General features: G+C 57.1%; 13 protein-coding genes. 5 read left to right on the forward strand and 8 right to left on the reverse strand.

Annotated features, from left to right (window positions below; translation table 11 throughout):
* The first annotated feature begins 475 nt into the window (after positions 1-475).
* A complete protein-coding gene (locus AOC05_RS10760; RefSeq protein ID WP_062007215.1) occupies positions 476-862 on the forward strand; it encodes a hypothetical protein in 387 nt (128 codons plus the stop codon).
* Here AOC05_RS10760 and galE read toward each other — a convergent pair.
* On the reverse strand, positions 814-1,830 hold the full coding sequence (gene galE / locus AOC05_RS10765; protein WP_062007216.1) for a UDP-glucose 4-epimerase GalE: 1,017 nt from the start codon (positions 1,828-1,830) through the stop codon (positions 814-816). The two genes, AOC05_RS10760 and galE, sit on opposite strands and share 49 nt — an antisense overlap.
* 767 nt (positions 1,831-2,597) lie before the next feature.
* Between galE and AOC05_RS10770 the strand changes: the two genes are divergently transcribed.
* From AOC05_RS10770 to AOC05_RS20350, 4 genes are all read left to right on the forward strand, one after another.
* Positions 2,598-5,492, forward strand: a complete 2,895-nt coding sequence (locus AOC05_RS10770) for a GH25 family lysozyme (RefSeq protein ID WP_231687098.1) — start codon at positions 2,598-2,600, stop codon at positions 5,490-5,492.
* A gap of 934 nt (positions 5,493-6,426) precedes the next feature.
* Positions 6,427-8,019, forward strand: a complete 1,593-nt coding sequence (gene istA, locus AOC05_RS10775; protein WP_062007218.1) for an IS21 family transposase — start codon at positions 6,427-6,429, stop codon at positions 8,017-8,019.
* Positions 8,020-8,153: 134 nt separating this feature from the next.
* The gene (locus tag AOC05_RS20345; protein WP_250636037.1) at positions 8,154-8,516 is read left to right on the forward strand and encodes an ATP-binding protein; all 363 of its coding nucleotides are present in this window, start codon (positions 8,154-8,156) and stop codon (positions 8,514-8,516) included.
* On the forward strand, positions 8,446-8,793 hold the full coding sequence (locus AOC05_RS20350) for an ATP-binding protein (RefSeq protein ID WP_250636038.1): 348 nt from the start codon (positions 8,446-8,448) through the stop codon (positions 8,791-8,793). The genes AOC05_RS20345 and AOC05_RS20350 overlap by 71 nt, the downstream gene beginning before the upstream one ends.
* An 805-nt stretch (positions 8,794-9,598) precedes the next feature.
* Here the strand turns inward: AOC05_RS20350 and AOC05_RS10785 are convergent.
* The 7 genes from AOC05_RS10785 to AOC05_RS10815 form a co-directional block, all read right to left on the reverse strand.
* Complete coding sequence (locus tag AOC05_RS10785; RefSeq protein ID WP_062007219.1) at positions 9,599-10,006, reverse strand: ISAs1 family transposase; 408 nt, start codon at positions 10,004-10,006, stop codon at positions 9,599-9,601.
* 295 nt (positions 10,007-10,301) lie between these two features.
* Positions 10,302-11,489 (reverse strand): L-2-hydroxyglutarate oxidase, encoded by a 1,188-nt coding sequence (gene lhgO, locus AOC05_RS10790; RefSeq protein ID WP_062007220.1) that lies wholly within the window; start codon positions 11,487-11,489, stop codon positions 10,302-10,304.
* Positions 11,490-11,557: 68 nt separating this feature from the next.
* Positions 11,558-12,613: a lysylphosphatidylglycerol synthase transmembrane domain-containing protein gene (locus AOC05_RS10795; protein ID WP_062007221.1), complete on the reverse strand. Its 1,056-nt coding sequence runs from the start codon at positions 12,611-12,613 to the stop codon at positions 11,558-11,560.
* Positions 12,613-13,056 carry an acyltransferase gene (locus tag AOC05_RS10800; protein WP_062007222.1) on the reverse strand — a complete coding sequence of 148 codons (444 nt, stop codon included), beginning with the start codon at positions 13,054-13,056 and terminating at the stop codon, positions 12,613-12,615. The genes AOC05_RS10795 and AOC05_RS10800 overlap by 1 nt, the downstream gene beginning before the upstream one ends.
* Positions 13,056-13,988 (reverse strand): NAD-dependent epimerase/dehydratase family protein, encoded by a 933-nt coding sequence (locus AOC05_RS10805; RefSeq protein ID WP_062007223.1) that lies wholly within the window; start codon positions 13,986-13,988, stop codon positions 13,056-13,058. The genes AOC05_RS10800 and AOC05_RS10805 overlap by 1 nt, the downstream gene beginning before the upstream one ends.
* Positions 13,989-14,028: 40 nt before the next feature.
* The gene (locus tag AOC05_RS10810) at positions 14,029-15,171 is read right to left on the reverse strand and encodes a DegT/DnrJ/EryC1/StrS family aminotransferase (RefSeq protein WP_062007224.1); all 1,143 of its coding nucleotides are present in this window, start codon (positions 15,169-15,171) and stop codon (positions 14,029-14,031) included.
* Positions 15,172-15,435: 264 nt separating this feature from the next.
* On the reverse strand, positions 15,436-17,040 hold the full coding sequence (locus AOC05_RS10815) for a hypothetical protein (RefSeq protein ID WP_197277819.1): 1,605 nt from the start codon (positions 17,038-17,040) through the stop codon (positions 15,436-15,438).
* Positions 17,041-17,817: the final 777 nt, after the last annotated feature.

Consider the following 17,817-nt stretch of genomic DNA (forward strand, 5'->3'; position numbering starts at 1 on the left):
GCGTTGGGGTGGGAGCATGTTGCCGCTGCACTTGACCCGGTCAGCTGGGGGTACGGGGTTCGTCGTAGCTGCGTAAGGACTTACCTTTCCGGAATGGCTGGCATACGGGACTCCTTTGATGGACCGGAATGGTCTCGTGCATGTTTATCGACGGCCATAGCTCGTTGAGCTGTGCAGATGGAGTACGTTAACCTGTCCACGGAGTCCAAAGTTCTGGATCTGCGTTGCGGTTTCGGTGCCGACACGCTGGCCCACGCAGCTGCGGGGCACAGTATCCTAGCCTGCGATTGCCAAAGCATGTTCGATCGCTGACGAATTGTCGGGAAACGTCAGAACACCAACCCAGTTCGTGGCTGCGAACGTCAATTCCTTGTAAACCATCTCGCACCTGCTTTCTCGTGGCGGACCTGCCTTTCTACATAGGCGCAACCCCTAGTCGCACCCCAGAGCCCGTGGTGCCCGCGAGTCGGTGAGAGTGGAGATCTTTGATCCGCAGGATTTCGGCAGCAGGCTGGCGTTTTATGGTCTTGAAATTTTGCCGTCAAACTTTCTCAACGAACCGGGCACTCCCGTGGCATCATTTAGCTACATTATCGGAAAGGTTTCCAAGAAAGAAGGGTCTGACATGTCCAAGCGGGCGGCCATGAAAGTACTCACCGCGGTCAGTCCAACAGTTACTGAAGGTGTTCGCGGGCTGTCCCTCCAACCGCTGGAAAACGAAGCCCTACGTCAGCGGTTAAACAAAGTTGAGCACGAGCTAGGCGAGCTGCCTGCACTGCTACTACTGACATCCATCTTCCGCACAGACAGCCCCTACGGCGCCGCGTACCCGTCCGGGTTGTTTTCCTGCCAGCGCCAGTGATCGGCACACATCTGGGCAAGGTTGCGGTGCGCAGACCAGCCCAAGTCAGCCAAGGCTGCAGAGGGGTCCGCGTAGCTGACGGCAGCGTCGCCCGGGCGGCGGGGTGCAAACTCGAACGGTACGGGCTTTCCTGCGGCGTCACCGAAGGCCTGGATGACTTCCAACACGGAGGAACCGTTTCCGGTGCCCAGGTTCCAGGTGAACACGCCCTGGTGTGCTGGCAGGTAGTCCAGTGCGGCCAGGTGGCCTGCGGCGAGGTCCATGACATGGATGTAATCGCGCACGCCTGTCCCGTCCGGCGTCGGGTAGTCGTTGCCGAACACCATGACCTTTTCCCTGCGCCCCACAGCGACCTGGGCTACAAAGGGCAGCAGGTTGTTGGGGATTCCGGTTGGGTCCTCGCCAATACGGCCCGATTCGTGGGCGCCCACGGGGTTGAAGTAACGCAACAGCGCAACACGCCAGGTGGGATCGGAGGCACCCAGGTCGGTGAGGATGTCCTCGATCTGTTCCTTGGTGCGCCCGTACGGGTTGGTCGCATCCAACGGCATCTTTTCGATGAGCGGCACTTCTTCGCTGGCGCCATACACCGTGGCAGAAGAGCTGAACACCATTGTGCGCACCCCGTGCTTGTCCATGGAGGCCAGCAGGTTAAGCGTGCCCACAATGTTGTTTTGGTAGTAGCGCAGCGGCTGGGCCACGGACTCCCCCACAGCCTTCAGGCCGGCAAAGTGGATGACCGCATCAAAGTTGCCCCCTGCGAACAAGGCGTCAACGCCGGCGGCATCCAGCAAATCCAGCTCGACAAACTGCGGGTGCTTGCCGGTGAGCTCTTCCACCCTGTTCAGGGATTCCGCAGATGAGTTCACCAGGTTATCCAGTACGACGACGTGGTGCCCGGCTTCCAACAAACACAGCACTGTATGAGAACCTATATATCCGGCACCGCCGGTAACCAAAACCTTCATTTTTTCCCTCAAATTTGGGTCCGCCTGACATGAATGTCGATCAGGATTTGTACGCTCGGGCATCGCCGCAAAAGTGGATTGATGAGTTGTTGAACAACCGATCGTCCGTGTTGACAAAGCCTTCTACTACTTTACTCAACCGTCTGACATGTGGCGCTCCTCCGGACACCACCTCCCTATTGAGTCACATTCGTATCTTCAGCACCTTCTGCAACGCCGGTGATAGACTGCCACAGTCGATTCTCGGTGCACCAGCTTGCCCAAGATCTTCTGGGGCTGGGGGAGAGTCTCAGCTATCCATCAGCAGGACGGCTGAGACCCCGTTCCGAGCAGAAAGCACCTAATAGGTACCTAAGATGCGCCAGCCCAGAAATACGTTCTCAGTGACAATCGCCAAAATTGCCGTATCAGGGTGTTTGTCCGTCCTTCTCGTAGCCAGTGGCGGCCTTGCCACAGTAGCCATGGCCGCAGATGATGCTGCACCAACGATGTCCAGTCCGGCGACCCCGCCGACTGCAACGCCTGGCCCTGCCACCTCTGCCGTCCCCCAGCCAGACGCCCCTCCCCCGACTACTCAAACGCCCTCGCCGTACCCGACTGTGATTCAAGATCCCGGCCTTGCCAAGCCAAGTGGAGCAGGCAACGTCATGGGAAACGCTGGGAAACCGGCACCAACCAGTCTGTCAAACCCATTCGCCGCAAACGGCTTGGCTCAGGCGCCCGCACAACCATTCTATGTCTCCACCAAACCTATAGGCACCGAGAGTATGCCCGCAGGCATAGACGTGAGCGGTTGGCAGCAAAACGTGGATTGGCAGACAGCCTGGAATCAAGGTGCTAGATTCGCTTACGTCAAAGCCTCCGAAGGCCCCTGGCCCATGAATGACTACTTTTCTCAGCAATATAATGGCGCGGCTTCCATCGGTATGATACGCGGAGCGTACAGCTTCGCCCGACCAAACCTTTCTAGCGGAGCCAATCAAGCGGCAGTGTTGGTGCAAAGCGGCGGTGGATGGACCAATGACGGGATCACATTGCCCGGTGTTCTCGATCTTGAGGCCAATGCCAGCGACAATTCCGGAACATGTTTTGGCATGTCGCCAGCGCAGCTAACTGCCTGGGTCCACGACTTTAGCGCTACCTACAAGTCAATGACGGGGCGCGACGCCGTCATCTACACCGCCTACTACTTTTGGAACCAATGCCTGGGCACCTCCGATTTTGCTCAAAACAATCCACTCTGGATCGCGGCATATGGCGCCTCTGCTTCGAATGTTTGGATGCCGGGCAGCTGGGGGAACTATACGTTTTGGCAGTTCAGCTCCACGGGACCATTTGTTGGCGACTCCAATGTCTTCAACGGATCCTACGAACAGCTTAAAAGCCTGGCTACCGGCGGGGCTACTCCTGCCAAGCCGTCGATTAAAAGCAGCAACGATGTACTGGCCATCGACGGGAGTGGAAATCTCTGGAACTATCCAGCCAACGGTCTCGGTATTGGTTCTAGAAACTTGGTGATGACGGGTTGGAACGGCTACAAGGCATTTTACCCTGTGGATTGGAACCAAGACGGCGTCATTGACCTCATTGCGCAATGGAATGACGGCACTATCAGCTACTACAAGGGCCTTCGGACCGGCGGCTTCACCCCGGGTGTGACAATTGGTTCGGGCACCTGGCAAGACCTGCAACTTACGCTGGGCAAGTGGCGGGCTTCTGACCAATATCCTGGAATAATGGCCAAGGACGGTTCGGGTATTTTGTACTATTACGCCAATCCCACCGGGACCTCCTTGGCCCCAGGCGGTATTTTGCTTGGTACAGGCTGGAACAATTTGGATGTCTCCATGGCGACGTGGGATTCAACTGGTAATCCAGCGGTTTTGGCTCGCGATCGCGCCGGCAAAATGTTGCTCTACCGCAGTGACGGTGCCGGCAGAATTATTAACGGCACTCCGTCGCAAATAGGCGATGGTTGGCAGAGCATGACGAGCATTAGCGTCCTTACCGCCGCCAACGGCTCCCAGTCATTGGCGGCAAGGTGGAACACAGGGGAGATGACGAATTATTCCTTAAGCGGCCAAGGAAGTTGGGGCACCGTCACCAGTTTCGGTGTTGGATGGAACCCGCTAACCATCGGGTCGTCTCCCAGACTGGCGTCTCCTTCGATCTTCTCTGCCGATGACAGCCTCGCCGTCGATCAGGGGGGTACATTGTGGAATTTTCCCGCCAAAAACGTTGGTATGGGGACCCCTTTCCCGATAAGTAATGGCTGGTCCGGCTTGACCACCTTCAATGTTACTGACTGGAATAGCGACGGCACCTTTGACATCGTTGGGCAAGTGGGCAACGGCGATGTCTACCTCTACGTGGGGCTCCCGGCCGGAGACTTCACAGCACCAGTGGTCATTGCGCGTCTCCAACCAGGCGCAACGGCAGTTCCGGCCAAGTGGATGGCCACAGATACATACCCTGGCCTGATTGTTTCAGTCCCCTACGGTGCAGTGACGTACCTCAGGAATGGTTCAGGAAGAGCATCTCTCGACGCGGCGATCACCGTGACAAGTGCTTCCGTGGGGAGTCAAGTCGTCGTTGCTGACTGGAACGGCGACGGGATTCCTGATCTTTTGAGTCGAACTGCCGGCGGTGACTTACGTGCCTCGCTCGGCGACGGCACAGGAAAAATCAGCAACGACATACCAACGACGGTCGGGACAGGGTGGGGAAACATACGGAGCATTCGCGCCACCACGCGGCTTGTTCCAGGAGGGAAACTCGGGCTGATGGCAGCCTGGGGTACGGGTGAAATGAAGTATTATGCGACCTCTGGAACGGGCAGCTGGGGAACGGTGACGTCCTTGGGCAACCAATGGGCCGGGTATGACTTGGTCGGATCCATGGCCAATTCCAGCCCTGGGATCCTGGATCCCTCGGACCAATTGGCGGTGGATACAAACGGAGTCCTCTGGGACTACCCAGCCAACAGCGATGGCTCTTTGGGTACTCGCTTTGCCGTGATGGCCGGTTGGAGCGGCTACAAATCGATCTTCCCCGTCGACTGGAATGGCGACGGAACCGTCGACATTGTTGCTCAATGGAATTCAGGTTTACTCACCTACTATCGCGGATTGCCGGGAGGCGGTTTCACCGCTGGAGCTGCTGTAAGCAGCGGCGATTGGCAGTCCAAACAGCTCGCTGTTGGCAAGTGGAACCGTGGCGAGACTCTTCCGGGCATCTTCGCAAAGGATGCTGCGGGGAACCTGAACTACTACCCGCAGAAAAACGGACAAGTGGCTGACACTGGAACGTCGTTGGGTAGCGGTTGGAACGGCCTCGACATACTTTCGGCAAGCTGGAGCGCTTCTGCAACCACAGAAATTCTGGCCCGCAACGCGTCCGGTCATATGGTACTCTACCGCAATGACGGCGCAAACGGACTCATCCAGGGGCCTGCCCCTATCATTGGCACCGGGTGGCAGCCAGTGACCAACCTACAGGTCAGAACCAGCCGCACCGGAAGGCAAAGCATAGCTGCCATCTGGAATTCGGGCGCGCTTGTCTCCTATCAGCTCCCGGCCACTGGGGCATGGGGAAGTGTCTCCACTCAAGGATATGGCTGGGATTCTGTGCATCCCGCAGGTATCAGTGTCACCGCCAAGTGACCCGTTGGTGTAGGGATATTGACCGTCGCGTTAATTGATGGTGACGGCCCGCCGGGTTCGACGATGAATCGGGTAGAAACCGTCCCCCCCGGTTAAAGATAAACCGAAACACCATGTCCGACTACTGACCCACACACCTAGAGAAAAAATAGAAATACCGAAATATCAACATACAACCCACCCCCAACCAGACACACCTGGATTCTAATTCGGTAGGACCTTATCCAGGCTCAGTCTCCGGGCGACGAGCGCGGCGTGTCAGCAATTTCGTAGACTCCATGCTTGTATCCGCAGTCTTCTTGGACACGATGGGGTGCAGCAGTCCAGAGAATCATCCGGATTCTCAATCCTTGGAGCTTTGAGAAAACGTCTTGGCTGGCGTGAGTGCTCTCGATAGGCACTATGAGGTGAGGGTGGTTGGGTTTCCAGCCCGGCTGCAGTTGATGAGGACCGGGGCTTCTTATGTCATAGTGCCCGTGGATTGCCAGTGAACAACCTCTTGGCTTTCGGCCCTTATGAGCGTTGAATTGGTAGCGCCACATATGAACTTTTTGGAGGTCCCGATAGGGTCAGCCACGGCGCGCCCATTGTCCCGTTGCCGGGCTGGGTTTCGCCGTGACTGCCCTCCGAACCGGACGTGCGACTCTCACCTCATCCGGTTCTCCATGCATCTGAACCGCCCCGGTTTTGATGTCATCTAACTTTGTTTCGACACGTCAGCAGCGCTTCGCTTACGCTCGTCTTCCTAATCCCCACCTGACACCTCTTACGATACCTTTTCCTCGGTTCGCAAGTACGGCTTTAGGGTACGGCCAGTCCGGGTAGGTGGTACTGCACATTTCGGCTAGGCGGTACCGCTGGGGTCTGGGTTGTGGTCTTCTTGTGAAACCTGCGGCGCATTCGGTGCCGCTGCGCTGAACTGGAGGGCCTTTGGATGGCGGATTACAGTGCGATCATGGCGTTGGTGTTGGAACGCCGTAGCTACAGCGAGATTGTTCAGATGTTGGGTTGTTCACGCCGGGAGATTTCCTTGGTGAGTAAGACCGTCAAGGCACGGGGAATCACGGCAGGACTGGCGGCGTCGTTGAGTCGGGACGAGCTGGCGGAGTTGTTCCCTGACGGACGAAAGAACGTCTCTGCCGGGTTCGTGCAGCCGGACTTCGCCGGCATTGTGAAGTCGATGAAATTCAATCGGCATTACACCTTGCAGCAGGCTTGGCACCGGTACGTGCAGGCTCCGGCGGGACAGGACAAGAACAAGTACGGGTACACGCAGTTCTGCCAGTTGTTCAATGACTACGCGGCCGTTCATGAGGTCGTGGCTACATTGCACCACGAACCAGCGCGGACGATGTTGGTGGATTGGGCCGGGGACACGCTGCCGCTCGTTGACGCCGTGAGCGGTGAGGTGGCCAAGGCGTACCTGTTCGTGGCGGTGTTGCCGTATTCGGGCATGGTCTTTTGTAAGGCGTTTACCGATATGAAGCAGGAGGCGTGGAACAGCGCCCACGTTCAGGCTTTTGAGACCTATTGCGGTGTCACCCCGATCGTGGTGCCCGACAACGCTGCGACCGCAACCAACCTGCATAGCAAGGGTGACAGCACCCGGGTCATCAATGCCAAGTATCAGCAACTGGCCGATCATTACGGCACGGCGATCGTGCCGGCCGGGGCAAATCGTCCCCGTCACAAGGCCGCCGCGGAATCTGCGGTCAACGTCGTCAACAAGCGGGTCATCGGGTATCTGAGCGAGGAAGTTTGGATGACCCTGGCGAAGTTGAAGACGGACATTGATGAACGGGTCGATGCGATCAACGAACAGATCAAACGCGTGGATGGCACAACCATGGCCGGGCAGTTCACCACAGAGGAAGCGCAGCTGCTTAAGCCTTTGCTGGCGGATCGCTTTGAGTCCGTGGAGTGGAAGCAGCTCAAAGCCGGACGGAATTACCATGTTACTGCCGATTACCAGCATTACTCGGAGCCCTACAAACTGACCGGACAGATTCTAAAGGTCCGGCTGACAGGGGTGAGAGTCACGGTTTTTGACGGCGAGTCCGTGGCCTGTGAGCATCCGCGCAAGCATGGTCGCAAGGGCCAGTACTCGACTCTGGCCGAGCATGTGCCCAAGCAGCACCAGAACATCGATGGGTTGTGGTCCCCGAAATGGTTCCTTGACCCCGCCCGCCCGTTCGGGCCGGCGACCGTCGCGGTCATCACGGCGATCCTTGAACGAGCGAAAATTCCGGCCCAGGCCTTCCTGAACTGCCAAAATATCCTCAGCGGCCTGGGCAAGAACAACAGGCAGCGCTTGGAAGAAACATGCCAGCAAATCCTGAACCAAAACGGGTATCCGACCTACACCACGCTGAAGCGGTTGATGGCCTCGATGAACAGCGACAGCAAACAAGCAGCAGCACCAGTGCCGGCACCCCCGAACATGAAGAAGCCAGCCGCCAGCTCAGATCTTGATGAACACATTGATGTGTATGTTCGCGGCGCTGATTACTTCCAGGAAGGCTGGTAACAAGGAATGTTCACCAGTGTTGACTATGAGAAATTCCGGGCGTTGCGCATCACTCAGGTCGCCTCCAACTGGAGGAACTCCTCAAGGACGATGGCAATGACCTCAAAAGACCCGAGGAGCTCTTCCTGACCGCTGTGGATGAGGCGTTGGAGGTCCGGCGCTCAACCCGGAACGACAAGCTCATTAGCAAGGCGAGATTCCCCATCCCGGACGCGTCGATCGAAGAGATACGGTACCTGCCAGAACGCGGAGTCTCCTTGGTGCGGATGCAACGCTACGCAGCCCACGACTGGCGGGCTAACCCGACGAACCTACTGTTGATTTATCCCCCCGGCGCCGGGAAAACCTACATCGCCTGCGCCATAGGAATCGCTGCGTGTCACGGGGAACAATCAGTCCACTACACCCGCATGGACCAGCTGGCACTTGAACTGGCAATCTCCCGCGGCGTTAGGATCCCCCCACCAAAACCTGCTGAACAAACTCAGCAGCGTTGACCTGCTCATCGTCGATGATTTCCTTACCATCGGCATCGATGAGACCGCCGCGAACGACCTTTTCACGATCCTAGTCAACAGGGACCAACGCCTGCCCACCATGATCGCCAGCCACTCCGGGCCGAGATACTGGATAGAGAGCCTGCCGGAGAGGGCAGCCGCTGACTCCATCGTGAACCGGCTCGCCAGCCGGGCCCGCACGATCAGCCTCGGCGTCATCGACATGCGCCGGCTGCATGCCGAAGAAGCCCGCGGCGCGACCAACCACTGGGAATAACTGCCACACCCTGCCAACGGAGTGAACCGCTCCCGCCGGCGGTCAACCCGGGTATTGGCTAGAAATCAAGAACACCGGTTTCTGGCCAATACCCGGTCCCCGAAATCAGCGGTACCACCTACCCGGACTGACCGTACCTTCTTGCCGAATTTGCCATCGATCGCTCACCACGACGGTCTTCAACCAACGCAGCACGAGGCGGTTTGAAACCACCCAGCGCAGGGCGGCTCCGAAGGGCCATACCTTCATCTCTTGAAGAGCATTATCAACAACGAATCCCGCCTACTTCATGGGACTCCCTTCGATATTCGTGACACACGCGGCTGCAAAGTCGTTTAGCTGATATTTAGGCCGGCGAGTTTGAGTGCGCGGTGCGGGTAGTTGTGGGCGGCTCGGGTGGCTTTGGCGTGGTTGGGTTCGCCTGCCAGAGACATAATCGTGATAGCGATATTCCTGAGAGAGGCCATGACTCAGGGGGCGTTGTCTTTTCGGATCTGGCTGGAGTCTTCCCGCCAGGTCACGTCCCGGCGGAAGTGCAAACCGTTTTCAAATTCCCCAGTGGCCACGGATCAAGTTGCCGATGAGCTCGGGCTTCCCTTGGGCTGGAGTCAGTGAAGTGACGATATCGACGGTCTCAGTTGACCACTTCCTGGTCCCGAGGGGCCGCGACTCGCGGGTGCTCTGGGCGCCTTGGGGCGGCGTGTGGGAAATTGATCCCGGCTGCCACGGTCACGCATTTGACGGTCCGCTGGACTTCACGCCCGTTGGCGGTTGTGTGGTTCTTGTGCCCGGCACGGACCTGCTTTCATGGCAGGGCGCACAATTGCTCGTGAAGTTTGGGTTGGTTCCGTTTCACGGTCAGCACATAGTGGGCTCCGCGGGAAAGGAGGTACTGGGCGTGCTCACGCTGGGTATGCAACGCATCGGCAGTGATGACCACACCGTCAAGGTTCGTGACCTCTTCCAGCAACGGCTTGAAATAGGTGATCTCATTATGCCACTCCGACACGTTCTGTTGCACGAGCACGGCCCCGGTAGCTTGGTCGATGCCGGCCAGGAGCTGGATTCTGGTGCCTCCGGCGATCTTGGCGCCACGGACTTCCTTACCGTCAATGGCGATGACAGCCACCTCTGTCCTGGATTGGGCCCATGCCCCGGCCAGCTGGTCCAGGCTGGCAGACAAGACGTTGACGAGATCACTGGCCGTGCTCAAGCTCCTATAAGGTCATGCCCGCTTGTATATGGTCATGCCCGCTTGACCGCCACCTAATAAAAGGCGTCCGCCGAGCAGGCAGATCAGATTCAAGACAAAACCCCGCCTGGAGCCGTCAGTCTCACATAGGGTCATGCCCGGCAAAACACCCAATACCAGTATCAACGTCTCATATTTTGAGACGCGGAATTCTCACAAACGACTTTGCAATCACCCTGGACGCGCCTGGCACTCCACTTGGCCGCGAATGGGCATAATTCAGTGTCCGCGAGCACACAAAGAAGACCTCTTGAAACTAGTCCCGGTTCTTGGCCAGCTCACTGACAATACTATTTGCGATCTCAAATGCAGCAGTCGCTGCCGGCGAAGGCGCATTGAGAACATGGATTTGCCTTGGTGCGTATTGGAAGAGGAAATCATCCACCATGGCCCCATTGCGCAACATAGCTTGGGCCCGCACGCCAGAATGCGTGGGCACTAAGTCAGCATTCCGAATAGCCGGGACAAGGCGGCGAAGACTCGCTGCAAACTTGGGTCGCGAGATCGAGCGCCACGTTTCACTCAAGGCGGGGCCGATGAACTTTGCACCCAACACCCAAAGCCCGGGCCAAGTAGCACTCAAAAGCAACTCACGGACGTTGATCTTGGTCCAGCCGTAGCCCTCACGCGCGAAGGCAAAAACGGCGTTGGGTCCGGCGTGCACTCCTCCCTCGATCATTTTTGTCAGGTGCACACCTAGGAACGGGAACCGTGCATCCGGAACCGGATAGATCAGGCCCTTGACCAAGTGCTGAGCCTCCGGGCGAAGTTCAAAGTACTCACCCCGGAAGGGGATGATCCGAGCCTCCGGCCTAAGTCCGGCAGCTACAGCGATCCGGTCACTGTACAGTCCAGCGCAGTTCACCAGGTAGTCGCCAGTTACGTCACCGGTGGTGGTTGTCACGGTGACGCCCGCGGCGGTTGTCGCGATGGCAGTGACCTCCGCGTCAAACCGGATTTCGCCCCCTGAATCACGGATGAGATCAACTAGAGTGGAACAGATCCCCTTATAGTCAACAATTCCCGTGCTCTCGACTCGCAAGGCGGCCACGCATGAAACATGAGGCTCGTATTCGCGAGCCTCCTCAGCAGTAATCATCCGGCACGGCACACCGTTTGCTTGGCCCCGCTCGTAGAGTTTTTGCAGGGCAGGGACTTCATCGTCGGTGACGGCGACCACCAACTTACCGCAGATATCGTGTTCAACTCCATGCTTGGCGGCAAATTCCACCATGGACCTGGCTCCTGCCACAGCCATGGTGGCCTTCAGGCTCCCCGGGACGTAGTACAGACCGGAATGAATCACACCTGAATTGCGCCCAGTCTGGTGCCTAGCTTCGGAAGATTCCTTTTCGAGGACAACAGCGGTGTCTCCCCGATCCTGCAAAGCGTTGGCCACGGCCAGTCCAACGATTCCTGCACCAACAACGATGACCCTGGACATGTTCTACCTACTTTTCTTTCTGCCGGACACCGCTGGTGCGAGCCCAGTAGTTTCGCTCGATTGAGTCTTTAGTCTGATTCAGGCTTTTCAAGCACATGCAACGGTTGGGAATGCCGATTTTGCCTAACGGCCGTCAAGGCGGCGCATCCGGCCATGGCCAGGTCCGCGATAGTGAACATTACCCTCGAAAGCAACGCAAACGCCGTCGCGGTTCCCACACCCAAGGACGGGCCAAGGACCAACACGATGACTGCCTCACGTGCACCCAATCCTGACGGGAGGAAAAAGGCCAGCAGACCGGCAATCATCCCGATACCCATGGCCCCAACGGCGGATGCCAGCTCACCGGGGCCGGAGAACCCAATACTGGATGCCAAAATGTACAGGTGCAGTCCGTAGAGGCAGTAGGCAGCCAGTGCCCACCCCAATGAGGATGCCACAACCTTGTATCCGAGACCGTGATCAGGCCGTGGCTTACGCAGGATCTTGAATCCTAGCCTCGCCAGCCGGGTCAACACGCGCGGATGCAACATGATCAGGCCAATGGGCAGTAAAGCGTAGAGCCAAAGGAAGACAGGCTGGTTCTTCGCCAACATGGGGACAATCAGCCCACCCGCAAGCAAGGATCCAACGGCTGCCACAGCCACCGAGAACAGTGTTGCTGCAAAAACGCGGGCACGGGCAACCCCGTAGCGGCTTCCTAACTCAATTTGAAGGATGTATGCCCAAACGGAGCCAGGCACATATTTGCCAATGGAACCCACGAGGAAAATCTGGGCCCCACGAAGAACGCCAACATTTGGGCCCAAATGCTCCAACAGTACCTGCCAGCTCATCAAGCCGCACAGAATTCCTGCCATGACAGCCAGGAAGGACAGCAAGACCATTGGAAAGGACAATTTGACCAAGGCACTTGTGACTTCTGCCCATTGACTTTGGATAAAGACCACAGCAAAAATGATCGCCGAGGCAATAAGGAGAATTCTGACAAGCAATGAAAGGCGAGATTTGAGAGTCGGTCTCGACTTGTGTTCGCCATGGGTAGGCACTTTTTCCTGCGCCTCGGTGTTGACACTCAAGGGGGGCAGCTCCTCGGCTGCCCGCCCATTGTTCAAAACCACCATTACCCTACCTTCGCGAATATCGGGATTCCATCATCGGAAAAACTGACAGTGGCAGTCACTTTGGCGGGTACGCCCGCAACAACAGTCCGAGCTGGAACATCCGAGGTCACAACTGCTCCCGCTCCAATCACTGCCTCATCACCAATCGTGACACCCTTCATCACCACAGCATTGGCGCCAATAAAGACGCGGTCGCCAATACTCACTGGTTCCCGTTCCACTGTCTCAAAACGCCTGCCAGAGACACACCGCTTGGCCGAAGAGTGCGTGTAAATATGCACTCCAGAACTGATGTCGCAGTCGGCACCAATGACTAGCCCGCCAGAACCATCAATCACCGTAAACGCACCGATCCAGGTACCATCGCCTATCGCCGGCTCGCCCACAAACCAGGAGGCCTCGTGGTAGTCGTTGTCAGGTAGCTTTCCGGCTGTCCGAGTCATTAGTTACCGTTGAGGATGAGCTCGGTCATGCCGTCAGCAACCTTAATGGTAGGTTCCCAACCCAAAACTTCCTTTGCACGGGTGATGTCTGCCGCACGGCGGCTAACAATCACGTCGCGGGGGTTGAAGATGGGCTCGACATCGGCGCCAACTGCCTTGATCAAGATGTGTGCAAGATCGGCCACTGATGTGTCGATGCCCGTGCCCAAGTTGATTGCCATTTTGTCCTGTTCGGACTCGAGCGCTGCAACGATACCTCGGGCGATGTCGTGGACATGGATGAAGTCCATGGACTGCTCGCCCTTGCCGTCAATTACAGGCGGCTCACCATTCTTGATGCGAGCGACAAAGTGGTTGATCACCGAAGTGTAGTAAGCAGTCAACTTCTGGCCAGGGCCGTAAACATTGAAGAATCGAAGTGCATTCCAGGACAGGCCCGACCGGCGTCCATAGTACGCCAAGATATCTTCACTGGCCCGCTTGGTGATGCAGTACGGCGTAATGGGACGCAGCATGTCGTCCTCGTGCATGGGAAGCTTTTCCGGGTCTCCATAAACGGAAGCGCTGGAGCAGAACACGACGCGCTCAATGCCAAGGTCAGCTGCGGCAGCAAACACGTTGTGGCTACCGACAACATTGATGTCCATGGACTCGTACGGAGCCGCCTGGCTGCGGTTCACCGAGTCGGCTGCCGCGTGAATGACATGGGTGCATCCCTTCATGGCGGCATACACTGCGCCACCATAGCGGACATCCTCGTCGACGATCTCCACCATACCGGTTTCGACCAACTTGTTCGCGGCGTCGCGGTCGCCTCGGAACATGTTGTCAAAGATACGAACCTTGTATCCCTTTTCGAGCAACATCGGAATGGTCTTGAGACCAATCCAGCCAGCACCACCGGTGAAGAAGACTATCTTATCTTCGGCCATGAAAAATTACTCCTTGATTGTTTATTCGCTAAAGTGTGGTTTATGCATTCCGGACGGCCGCGGTGGCCATCACTGTGCGCAGGGTTTCGGCCACGTAGCTCACGTCATCTTCGCTGAGCTCCGCGTGCATAGGAATTGCCAACTGTCGTCCAAACAAGCTCGCAGAAACTTCACACACGGCGTTGGATTTATACAGCGGCTGCAAATGCGAGGCGTAGGTGCCGAAGTTGCAACCAACCCCGTTTTCACGCAGGGCCATAGCCACAGCACCACGATCGATGGACGGGTCGAAAGTCAAAACGTAGGACTGATAGGGGTGTGTTCTATCGGCAAGGGCCGCCGGTATGGTCAAGCCCTCTATGTCGGAGATCAGCTCATGGTACTGATCAGCTGCCCGGTTGCGGGCAGCCATCAATGCCGGCATCCGCTTTAGCTGCACGCGCATGATTCCCGCTGCGATATCTGACATTCTGTAGTTGTAGCCGAGCTCATCAAAGGAGGGGACAGGCAGATCCATTGAACCCTCACGCGTCAGTGCCGGGGCAATCCCGTAGGTGTGTAGCTTGCGTGCGTGTTCAATCAGCTCAGGATTGGAACTTGTCAGTGCCCCGCCCTCGCCAGCGGTGATTCCCTTGCGTCCGTGGAAGCTGAAGGCAGCAATATCAGCGAGGTTTCCGGCGGGCTTACCCTTGTATGTGGCACCGGCCGCGCAAGCTGCATCTTCCATGACCCAAAGCCCATGTTTCGTGGCAATGGCGTTGAGCTCGTCGTAGTCTGCCGGCTGACCAAAAGCGTCGACGGCAATAATTCCGACGGTCTTGTCAGTAATGGATGCCTCGGCAGCCGCGGGATCGATCGTCCAAATATCTTCACGGACGTCGGCAAAAACGGGCGTCGCTCCCGCCCATTTTACAGAGTGACCGGTAGCTGGGAACGTATAGTCGGCAACAATGACTTCATCGCCGGGCTTGACGCCTGAAACCATCAATCCGAGGTGCAAGGCAGAGCCGCAATTGGACGTCGAAAGCGCCTTGGGAACACCGATGGCCGCCGCAAATTCTTCCTCAAAAGCTTTGCAAGACGGACCCGCACCAGACAACCAGCCTGAGTCAAATACTGCCTTTACAGCATCCAGTTCTTCTTGTCCTACCGTTGGTTGTCCCAAGGGAATCTGCCGTACCATCGTGCTCCAATGTTTAGTACCCTGACTTCGTCGTAGTGCGTCAGAGCCGTCTATGAATTTCCTGCGGTCTTCTCGTGCCGCCAGATGACTAGGCAGTGGCCTGCACCGTTTCAAATACTAGCAGTAAATGCCCCATGCCAACGGGACATCGCCCTACTGCCCTATGCTCCACGGTAGGGGATTTCGCAGCGACTGGGTAGGCATAAGCCCAAGGATACCCGCGTAGAGTAAAAATACCGACGCCCCCTTCAGCACTCATTTCCTTTAGTCTGAAGCGTCTGTCTGAGATTTCCGATTTCGGCGTTTACCGAACCCGGAGGTCGTGCCAGTTCCGCCAAGAACCATACCGCGTTGGAAGAGGATCTGGCCCACCACCACCGCGATTGATGCCAGGGCCACAGCAGCAAGTCCTGGTCGGAGCCCAGGTGTACGGTAGTCAATGACTACCGTGTGCTCTCCTAAAGGAACATCCAACATCAGCAAACCCGCCGGTCCTTGACTGACAGGAACGCTTTGCCCGTCAATTGTGGCCCGGTACCCTGGCCACGCCAGTCTCGCAAAGAGCAACGATCCAGCCTCTTGGGCATCCACACGCAGTTCTTCATGATGGGGGGAAGAGTCTGCGTTCAAGATGGCAATGTCGCTGGTGGCCAACGAGACTGTTCCACCAGGGTTGAAGGATGCCTTGCGGTGCAGTACGTACCGATACTGGTCATCCGAGGTAACTTCCCACGTGTCCGGGATGATGGAGAGAAAATTGTCATTGTGGAACCCTTTCTGCACCACAACCGAGTCCACGCGCAACGAATCTGCCAAGGTTCCGTTGAATCCACCTCCTGCGGGAAGGAAAAGGGCCGTCACAGCAAACGGGTAAACCGGGGCGCCCCGGTAGTCCAGATACAAGGCGTCCGAGAAGGCCGAAAAACCGATCCCGGTGTACCGTCCCAGCGTGTCGATGCCTGCGGCTGCGCTGACGTTCCCGGAAATGATGTCGCCAGAGAGAATAGCTGCCTGGCTATCGGGTTTGCTGAGGCTCGACTGGATCAGCACATTTCCGGTCAATGACTTGTTCCTGTCAGTCACGACATTCAGATCTTGAACCTGCCTGATGTCGGCATCGTACCCAAACTCATGCTGGGTCCAAAAATAATGTGGCGTTATAATCGCGGTCACCACGACGGTGCCGGAGACCATCACAACAACCAGCCCCTTGATGCCGACTTTCCAATTAAACAGCAGTGCCGTCGCTGTCGCTGCGACTAAGACAGCAAAAATCAGAAAGTGGAACCCCGCATTCTGGGGAGTCTCCGCCCAAGCATAATAGTAGCCAAACAGGAGAATGGCGGACGTTGCGCCGAGTCGGATCTTTCTATGGTTCGATGCCAAACCGCCACTGATAGCAACACTAAAGAGCACGGCAACAGCTACATAGAAGTACTCAATGGTGCGAAGCGGCCAGCGAAACAGCCAAAGCTCCGAGGGTGCGAGAACCAACAGGAGGTAGAGTCCAGCAAAAAGGAACAGGCTGATAAGCGAACGCCAGCGCTCCTTGAAGAATCCGATGTTGATCCACGGGAGCAGTGGAGCCACAAACCAGGCTAGATAGGTGGATGGGACAACGTCACGAATCTGGTACCAAGCCGAGAAGTGTGGTTGGAAGCCGGGCAGGCTAAGCGCAAACAAGTCACCAAGTTGGGGTCGCAAATACCCCGAATTCATGGCCTCTGTCACTGGTTGGCGCATAAGAACCGAACTTGATTCCATCAATGGCAAGAACACCAACAAGACCACCGCGCCGATGGCCAGCCCCAGAAAGACCATATTCACGAAGCGGAGCCACTGCCGGTACAGGAGCAGTTCAATGCCCAAGGCAATCAAAACTGCAAGGATCCCAAAGATTGCATAGGGGTTGCCCGTAGTCACTGCCAAGGCACCGAAGACGAATGCCAACAGCGGGCCTCGAATGCCCAAGCTCGTATTGTGCGCGGACCACCAAAAAAGGACCACCCAAGTCAACGCCATGAGGCCAGAGGCCCAGTTGTTGGCGCCATAGAAAAAGGTGAACCCTCCGAAGGGCACGGCCGTGGCAACCGCGATCGCCGGCCAGCGTGCGGACCCGTAGCTCACGGACAAGCAGTAAACGCCAACACCTAAAAGGGCAAGGAACTCGACCATGATGAGGGTCGCACCCCAGCCTAGATTCGGCAGAAACGAGATCAGCACCCCATTGAACAGCGTCACAGGATTAAAGATCCCATAGGCTGCCTCGGCCGCATAGTTCCCACCGCCCCACCCTGAAGGATCCATCGTCAGCCATTGTCCTTGCCGAAGATCTTGGCCAAATCGATGCCACAACGGAATGAAGGAATCGGCGTTGTCGCCCCAGTAGTAAAGTCCTGGGACGAACAGGCGGAGGATGACACCCGTAAGCGCAGCCACTGTGAAAACGATCAAGACGTCCCTAGTCCTGGGCCTGCGAGAACGTGCCCGCCGGCCGCCGGCAAATTGGTGCACGGGAGCCTCCGTGACAGCCACGGAATCAGTTGGTGATACTGGCAGACTCACGAGGTGCTCACGGCCGATTCATTGCTTAGAACGCTCAAGCCTTGGAGTTCTCCTGGGTTGCCACCGCCGCACTCGAACATC

The organism is Arthrobacter alpinus (genome assembly GCF_001294625.1).
Lineage (GTDB): Bacteria > Actinomycetota > Actinomycetes > Actinomycetales > Micrococcaceae > Specibacter > Specibacter alpinus_A.